We start from the raw sequence: 6,827 nt of genomic DNA, 5'->3' as shown, positions 1-6,827 counted from the left end.
TTTCGCCTGTTTCTTCATCTACCTTAGTTATTTGTATTCTTCCTTTGATTATTTCATTTGTGTAGTCTACTCTTTGAGTATCTCCACCATTAACAACTACTTTCTTAATCTCAGGATTCAAAACATGACTTGGAAGTGTTTCAAGTTCTTTTGTCCAGTACTCACCTGCAATAACATTGTCAAATACTAACTTACCATCAGCTCCAGTTACTGCTTCTGCTACTTTATTCGTTGCTGCAGCATCAGAATATAAACCAAATTTGACTCCTGGTAATACATTACCTAAATCATCTGTTTTAAATAATTCTATTTTACCAGTACCGTTGAATTTAACTCTTATATTAGCAAAATCATTAATTGGATCAGAATAATATTTAACTATATCTTGGAAACCACCACTACCGTCATATTTAAGTGCTGCTGGTTTATTTAAAGATGTCTTTATTCTTATTCTTTTATCTTCATTATATCCTTTAGTTGCTCTAATCTTAAAAGATTCCCCTACAGTAAATGTATTCTTCTTATTTCCATTTAAATCTACAGACCAAACATCAGAATCTGATGGAAAAGTAAAAGTTCCATTTGAACCACTTGTTGTTATAACCTCTGTTTCTTGATATCCATTCATTTGAGTAGCTTCAAGATTGTTAGATGAAATATTAAAGTTTGAACTCGGTAAAGATCCACTTCTACCTAATGATAATAATTCATCAACATATCCTATTCCATAATCTCTACTCGTTAAATCTCCTGTCATTTGCCATACTGCAACTTGAGTATAATATCTTGCTTCAGAATCACTTATTCCATACTTTTTTTGTAATCCACTTGCATTTACAGGATACCCATGATATAAAACTGCTCTTATCTTAGTATTTTCATATGGATTTCCACTTGGATAATTATTTCCTACGGGAAAGTTCTTATATAAATTTAAACAATAAGCAACTTCACCATCTATAGTTATTGGTGGAGCTATTATTCCTGATATAAGTTGAATTCCTAATCCACTATTCCCAGTTGCACGTTCTTCCGAAAGCTCTCCATTTAAATATTTTATATATATTTCATTATATTCTTCAGGAGACATTCCATTAACAGTTACTTTATGAACTAATTCTTCAGCACTTACTTTTATACTGTTAATAGGTAATAAATTAAATGATAGTAAACAAGCTAGTGCCAAACTTAGCTTCTTACTTAAAGTACTTACTTTCCTCCTTTCTTTTCTTATTAAATTCCCTTTGATTTTCTTTATGAGTTTATTAACTAATCCCATAAAATCCCTCCTTTGATTTTTTTATGCTTATTTAAAAGCACTAAAAAAGAGACCTAGTATCTTTTTACTAAATCTCTTCTTTACTACTTTTATATTAATCCCAATTCATAATCCCATAAGCATTCATACTACAAAATCCATTGCCTAAATCAACAACTTCTACATTAAATGCATAACATCCTGAGCTAACTAACCCATTAAATAAAGTCTGACAGTCAGCATTTCCTCCTAATCCACTTCCCCACATTTGATCTGTTCCTGTTCCTTTATCAGCATTATCGTAATTTATAGATGCATCATATTGCAAGCCTAAACTTTGTCCATAAGCTATAAGTCTTTGCTTAACTTCTACCACACTTGGATAAATTGGCTTAGGTTCTTCTACAACTGGTGGTTGTGGATCTGGTTTCGGTTGTGGTGTTGGTTGTACTGGTTTCTCAACTACTGTTGGTGCAGCAGGTTTCTGTACTGCTCCTTGAGTCGAATTTGAAGTACTTCCATTACTACCACTATTATTACTAGATGAACTATTACTGCTTGTACCACTCGAATTTGAAGTTGTATTATTTGAAGCTACTTCTTTATTTTCTTCTTCCTTTTTATCATTACTTTCTTCTTTTATTTCTTCTTTTTTAACTAATTCTTCTATTTTACTATTTATATCTTTCTTTAAGCTCTCCATTTCATCTGTAGCTTTAACATATTCTTTATTATCTACTAATTTTTCTATATTACTTATTTTATCTTCTAATACTTTTTTATCTTCTTCAGACAACTTTGATATATCTATTTTCTTTAGCTCTTCTAATCTATTTTTAACTTCTTTTTCTTCAGTACTCTCAGTATCTTTATTAGTTTCTACTATCTGTTTATTATCTTCTACTTTATTTTTATTATATGATACCCCTACTGCTATTACTCCTATGACTACCAATGAAATAATTGTTGAACCCGCTACAATTACTTTTTTATTTGTTAATATTTCTTTTATTTTTTTAATATTCACATTAACACCTCTCATAACTTTAATAATATCTTACTGGTAAATCCCAAGTTGCAATTTTTTTATTCTCACTAGTTAGAACAAAACTTTTAGCTTTGCATTCATATGCACTTTTCACCAAAGGAAATAATGAATTATCACTTATATACCCTCTTACTTCTTGTCCTGTTAATTTTACTAACTCTTTATTGTATTTTTCTTTTTTTCTTAATAATAATAATTTTTCTCTATTCTTATTATGTATTTTCTCATAAATTTCTTCAAATTTCTTGAAACCTACATATCTTTTTAAACTTCTTATTATATTATATATATCTGATCTTCTGTAATTTTCTTTTTCTTCAATTTCTTTTGCGGTATATCCGTCTAAATATAACTTTATTACTTCATTTTTATTTTGAACTCTTTTGTATCTAACTAATTTTATATTATTATCACTTATTGTTTCAATATTAATTCCTAAAAATTGAAGCTTTCGTAATTCCCCTGCACCTTTTTCATCATTTACTTCTTTAAGTTTTCTTCTTACTGTTCTCTCACTACACTTTAAAATATTCGAAATTTCTATAATTGTATATCCTGCTATATATAAATCATAGACTTGTTCTTTCTTTATCAAAAAAATACCTCCTTTAAAAAAGGCCGACTTATACTAACCTCTTTTGTTTTTTGCCAAAAGCGGACATTTTCTAATTTATATTTATCTCTAATCCATTTATATTTTTATCTTTTCTTCAGATAAAGCTTAATTTTAATATTTTTGTTAAATACTATATTAATATAGTATCAAAAACTTAAATCTTTTGTCAACATTTTAGTTACTTTTGTTATTTTTTAATTTACTAAGCTATTTACTCTTATTTATTTTAAACTTTTAGTATATAACTATATTAGGGTGATAAATATGTATTTGATAAATTTTCCTGAAAAATTAAAAAGAATACGCTTATCTAATGATTTAACACAAAGTGAATTAGCTAATATTCTTCATACAACTAAACAAGCAATTTCTTCATATGAATCTGGGAAAAGTATGCCTTCTCTTAATGCTTTGATTAGGCTTTCCGAACATTTTAATATTTCATTAGATTCATTAGTATTTGATAATAATACTAACAATTTAATAAGACTTTCTAATAATACAGACTATGCTATGACCTTAGAATTATTAAATATAAAATCCAAAATTGATAATATACTAAATGAATTATCTAAACCTGAAAATTATAAAAATGAGCCTTCTACTAATTTTAATGAAGAATTTTCAGATGAACAAACACCTGAAATTATAGACTTAGATGAATATAAAAAAAGTAAAAATAATATTAAATGTCGTATGATTCCTATTTCAGGTAATGTTTCTGCTGGTGACCCTTGTTATACTGAAGAAGATCTTATAGATATTATTCCCATTCCTGAGAATTTACTATATTCTTCTAGCGAATATTATATACTGTACATTAAAGGTGATAGTATGAATGAACTTTTTGAAAATGGAGAACTTGTATTAGTTGAATATACTCATTGCATTTCAACTAATGATATTGCGATAGTTCTAGTTGCTACTGATGAAACTACTGTTAAAAAAGTTAAACTTTATGAAGATTGTATAACTTTAATTCCTATGAGTACTAACCCAATTCACAAGCCTCGAACTCTTAATCTCAAAGATGTTTGCATTCAAGGTAAAGTTGTTGGTAAATTATTTGATATCCTTAAGCCTTCACTATAATGTGAAGGCCTTTTTCATGCATTGACAGTTGTTAATATGCTATTAAGTCGTCTTGAAATAGTTGAATTACTTATATGTAACACTCTTCCTATTTCTTGATATCCAAGTTCTCTATTATATCTAAGATCAAAAAGTTCTTTATCTTCTCTATCTAAATTTACTATAATTGCTTCTAATCCCATATTTTCATTTATAATTTCATTTAGCTGCAACTTTTTCTCTATTAACTTTCTTTTACTTTTTTCAAGCCTAGTTTCTATTTCTTTAGTATTTTCATCAGTCCTACATCTATCTATATCAAAAATAGTTCTTTCTAATAATCCTATTTCATATTCTAATATTCTTACTTTCTTTTTATCTTTATAATAATTTATTATCTTTTTTTCTGTTTTCTTCTGTATTCTCATAATTTCTTATTATTAACTCCCCATATCCCTTTCTTGCTTCTTTTTCTCTTGATATTGAATACATAACTTGTACTTCTTCAATATAAAAATCTTTATATAATTCTCTTATTCTTTCATGATCATTTATCGTCAGTATAAACTTTCCTTGAATATTACTTAATATATCTCTAAGTATTATGTGATCTTCTAAAGTAAATTCATCCTGATAACTTGTTGTACCTAAATAAGGTGGATCACAGAAAAATAATGTTCCTGGTCTATCATATTTTTCTATAATTTCAAAAGCACTTTTATTTTCAACATATGTATTCTTTAATCTATCTCTAAGTTTTTCAAAATCCTGATTAAAAATCTTTTGATTAGGCTTTTTTAAAGCTCCGTATCCAAAAGAGCCCCCTTTAGCTGCAAAGCTGCTATTTATTAAATATAAGTATCTCACAGCTCTTTTTATCTCAGTCATATGCTCTATATTCATTTCTTTATATTCTTTAAAGCTATCTCTAGCAATAATTTCATATTTTAGAACTCTTTCAACTTCTTCAGGATGTTCTTTCAACATTCTAAATAAATTTATAAGTTCTTTATCCACATCATTTATTACTTCTACTTCACTTTTTTCTTTTCCAAAAAAAGTCCAACCTGCTCCAAAAAAGGGCTCTACATAACATGTATGCTCTGGCATCATATTAATTATTCTTTTTCTAAGTCTACTCTTTCCGCCCATTCTATTTATCGGTGGATTCAACATATAATCACTTCCTAAAAACTTATTTGATTATATTCTACCGTTATTTTAGAGTAATAAATTTCAACTTTTTTTCATTTTTTTATCAAAATTTTCTCATTCTAATAATCCTGGAATGAATTATTTATTTCTTCAACTAAATTCACTTCATCAATTTTTAATTTCCATGCTTCAACATTCTTACTTTTAATCTGATTTTTCATTTTTTGATATATACTTTCTATCATATTTTCCCACATTTGCTTTAGCATTTGTTTTTCTTGACTTTCACTTAACTCTTTTTTAGAATTACTCTCTTTGAAGTGCAATCTTATTTGTCTAAGTGCTACTTCTTCAAACTTTTCTTTATTTAAATCATTCTCTATATATTCTCTAAATTCATATTTTTTCATCAATTATCACTCCTACAAATAAATTTTCTTTTATTTTATAGAACACATGTTCTGTTTGTCAATAAAAAAATAACCTTATTTTACTAAGGTTATTTTTCTCATTAAAATCCTTCCATTCCTGAATCATCTAATTCTGATTTATCTATTTTATCATAACACATTTCATTGGCTTGTTCTTCAAACTCTATTTTCTTCCCTATTGCTATATCATAAATTAATTTCTTTATATAAGTTCCTTTCTTTTTTTCATTCTTTATATAATTCCAAACTACATTATCAATAGGGTCATCTATATTTATTCTTAGATTTACTCTTTTTATTATTTCATTACTCATTTTCTTTTCCCCATTTTAACTCAGCTATCATCTTATTTCCTTTTACATTACTAAAAATAGTATCAGGAATATAATTAATTTCCCCTAATACAGTTCTTAATCCTTGTTGTAGCTCCAAACTTCCACCACCTGTAACAAAAATTTTAAATGTATTTAAATTTGAAATTTTTAATTTTATTTTATTAATTTGCTCTTTTACAAATCTAACTTTTTCTTCTTCGCAATTTATTGTTCCATTTTCTATAAGTCTCACTATTTCTTCTATATTTGCATTATTTCCAAACTTATTATAATTCTCTTGAACCATTGAATATAAATCTAACATTCCTCCTGGTTGAGTAAATTTCAATAATGTTTTTCCTTTTGAAAATGCACATACATTAAAAGTTCTTCCACCTATATCAAGTATAATTAAATCTTTTAATCTCTCCTCTTTTTTTAGTGTATAAAAACTGCTTAATCCTTCTGCTACTGTTGCTACTCTATTTATTTTCACCTTTTTTTCTTGTCCAAAAACCTTAAATTTAAAATTTTTATCTTCAATATCATTCTTTATTTCAGAAGTAATACCCAAATTAGAAGCTGGTACACCTAATACTAAATCAACTTCAATCTCATTTTCATCTATAGATTTACTAATTGCATATAATAAATTGGGCAAATAGTTCTTTTTAGCTTTATTAAATTCATTTTCAAATTCTCCATACTCCATTTTATAAAACTTATTTTCTATTTCTAATAATTCATTATCAAAATCTTCTTTTTCAACTTCCTGGTACCTACTTTCAAAAATAACTCCCTCACTCGTTTTAATATTATAATTTCCTAAATCTACTGCCAATATCATAAAAACACCTCTCTGTAACTTTTAAGTAACTTTTAAGTAACTTTTTGTTTAATTTTATAATATTTCTTATTAAATGTCAACAAAAAG

At 26.6% G+C, this 6,827-nt stretch carries 9 protein-coding genes; 1 reads left to right on the top strand and 8 read right to left on the bottom strand.

Annotation, left to right across the window (positions count from 1 at the left end):
• The 3 genes from NSA50_RS17105 to NSA50_RS17095 form a co-directional block, all read right to left on the bottom strand.
• The coding region (locus tag NSA50_RS17105) for a Cys-Gln thioester bond-forming surface protein (protein ID WP_257447116.1) at positions 1-1,279 on the bottom strand (1,279 nt) is incomplete at its 3' end.
• A gap of 94 nt (positions 1,280-1,373) precedes the next feature.
• The gene (locus NSA50_RS17100; protein WP_257447113.1) at positions 1,374-2,285 is read right to left on the bottom strand and encodes a CDK-activating kinase assembly factor MAT1; all 912 of its coding nucleotides are present in this window, start codon (positions 2,283-2,285) and stop codon (positions 1,374-1,376) included.
• Positions 2,286-2,304: 19 nt separating this feature from the next.
• Positions 2,305-2,901: a hypothetical protein gene (locus NSA50_RS17095; RefSeq protein WP_257447110.1), complete on the bottom strand. Its 597-nt coding sequence runs from the start codon at positions 2,899-2,901 to the stop codon at positions 2,305-2,307.
• 285 nt (positions 2,902-3,186) lie between these two features.
• Between NSA50_RS17095 and NSA50_RS17090 the strand changes: the two genes are divergently transcribed.
• Positions 3,187-4,014, top strand: a complete 828-nt coding sequence (locus tag NSA50_RS17090) for a helix-turn-helix domain-containing protein (RefSeq protein WP_257447107.1) — start codon at positions 3,187-3,189, stop codon at positions 4,012-4,014.
• Positions 4,015-4,028: 14 nt separating this feature from the next.
• Here NSA50_RS17090 and NSA50_RS17085 read toward each other — a convergent pair whose 3' ends face one another.
• The 5 genes from NSA50_RS17085 to NSA50_RS17065 form a co-directional block, all read right to left on the bottom strand.
• Complete coding sequence (locus NSA50_RS17085) at positions 4,029-4,421, bottom strand: sigma factor-like helix-turn-helix DNA-binding protein (RefSeq protein ID WP_257447104.1); 393 nt, start codon at positions 4,419-4,421, stop codon at positions 4,029-4,031.
• Positions 4,375-5,169 carry a DNA adenine methylase gene (locus tag NSA50_RS17080; protein ID WP_257447101.1) on the bottom strand — a complete coding sequence of 265 codons (795 nt, stop codon included), beginning with the start codon at positions 5,167-5,169 and terminating at the stop codon, positions 4,375-4,377. Before NSA50_RS17080 ends, NSA50_RS17085 begins: the two co-directional genes overlap by 47 nt.
• Positions 5,170-5,267: 98 nt before the next feature.
• Entirely contained in the window at positions 5,268-5,558 is a 291-nt protein-coding gene (locus NSA50_RS17075) for a hypothetical protein (protein ID WP_257447099.1), read from the bottom strand.
• Positions 5,559-5,659: 101 nt separating this feature from the next.
• Complete coding sequence (locus NSA50_RS17070; protein ID WP_257447096.1) at positions 5,660-5,893, bottom strand: hypothetical protein; 234 nt, start codon at positions 5,891-5,893, stop codon at positions 5,660-5,662.
• Positions 5,886-6,740 carry a ParM/StbA family protein gene (locus NSA50_RS17065; protein ID WP_257447092.1) on the bottom strand — a complete coding sequence of 285 codons (855 nt, stop codon included), beginning with the start codon at positions 6,738-6,740 and terminating at the stop codon, positions 5,886-5,888. The genes NSA50_RS17070 and NSA50_RS17065 overlap by 8 nt, the downstream gene beginning before the upstream one ends.
• Positions 6,741-6,827: the final 87 nt, after the last annotated feature.

Source organism: Clostridium mucosae (assembly GCF_024622765.1).
Classification (GTDB): Bacteria; Bacillota; Clostridia; order Clostridiales; family Clostridiaceae; genus Clostridium.
Note: the sequence above shows the minus strand (reverse complement) of the source record. Positions and strands in the feature narration are given on the sequence as shown.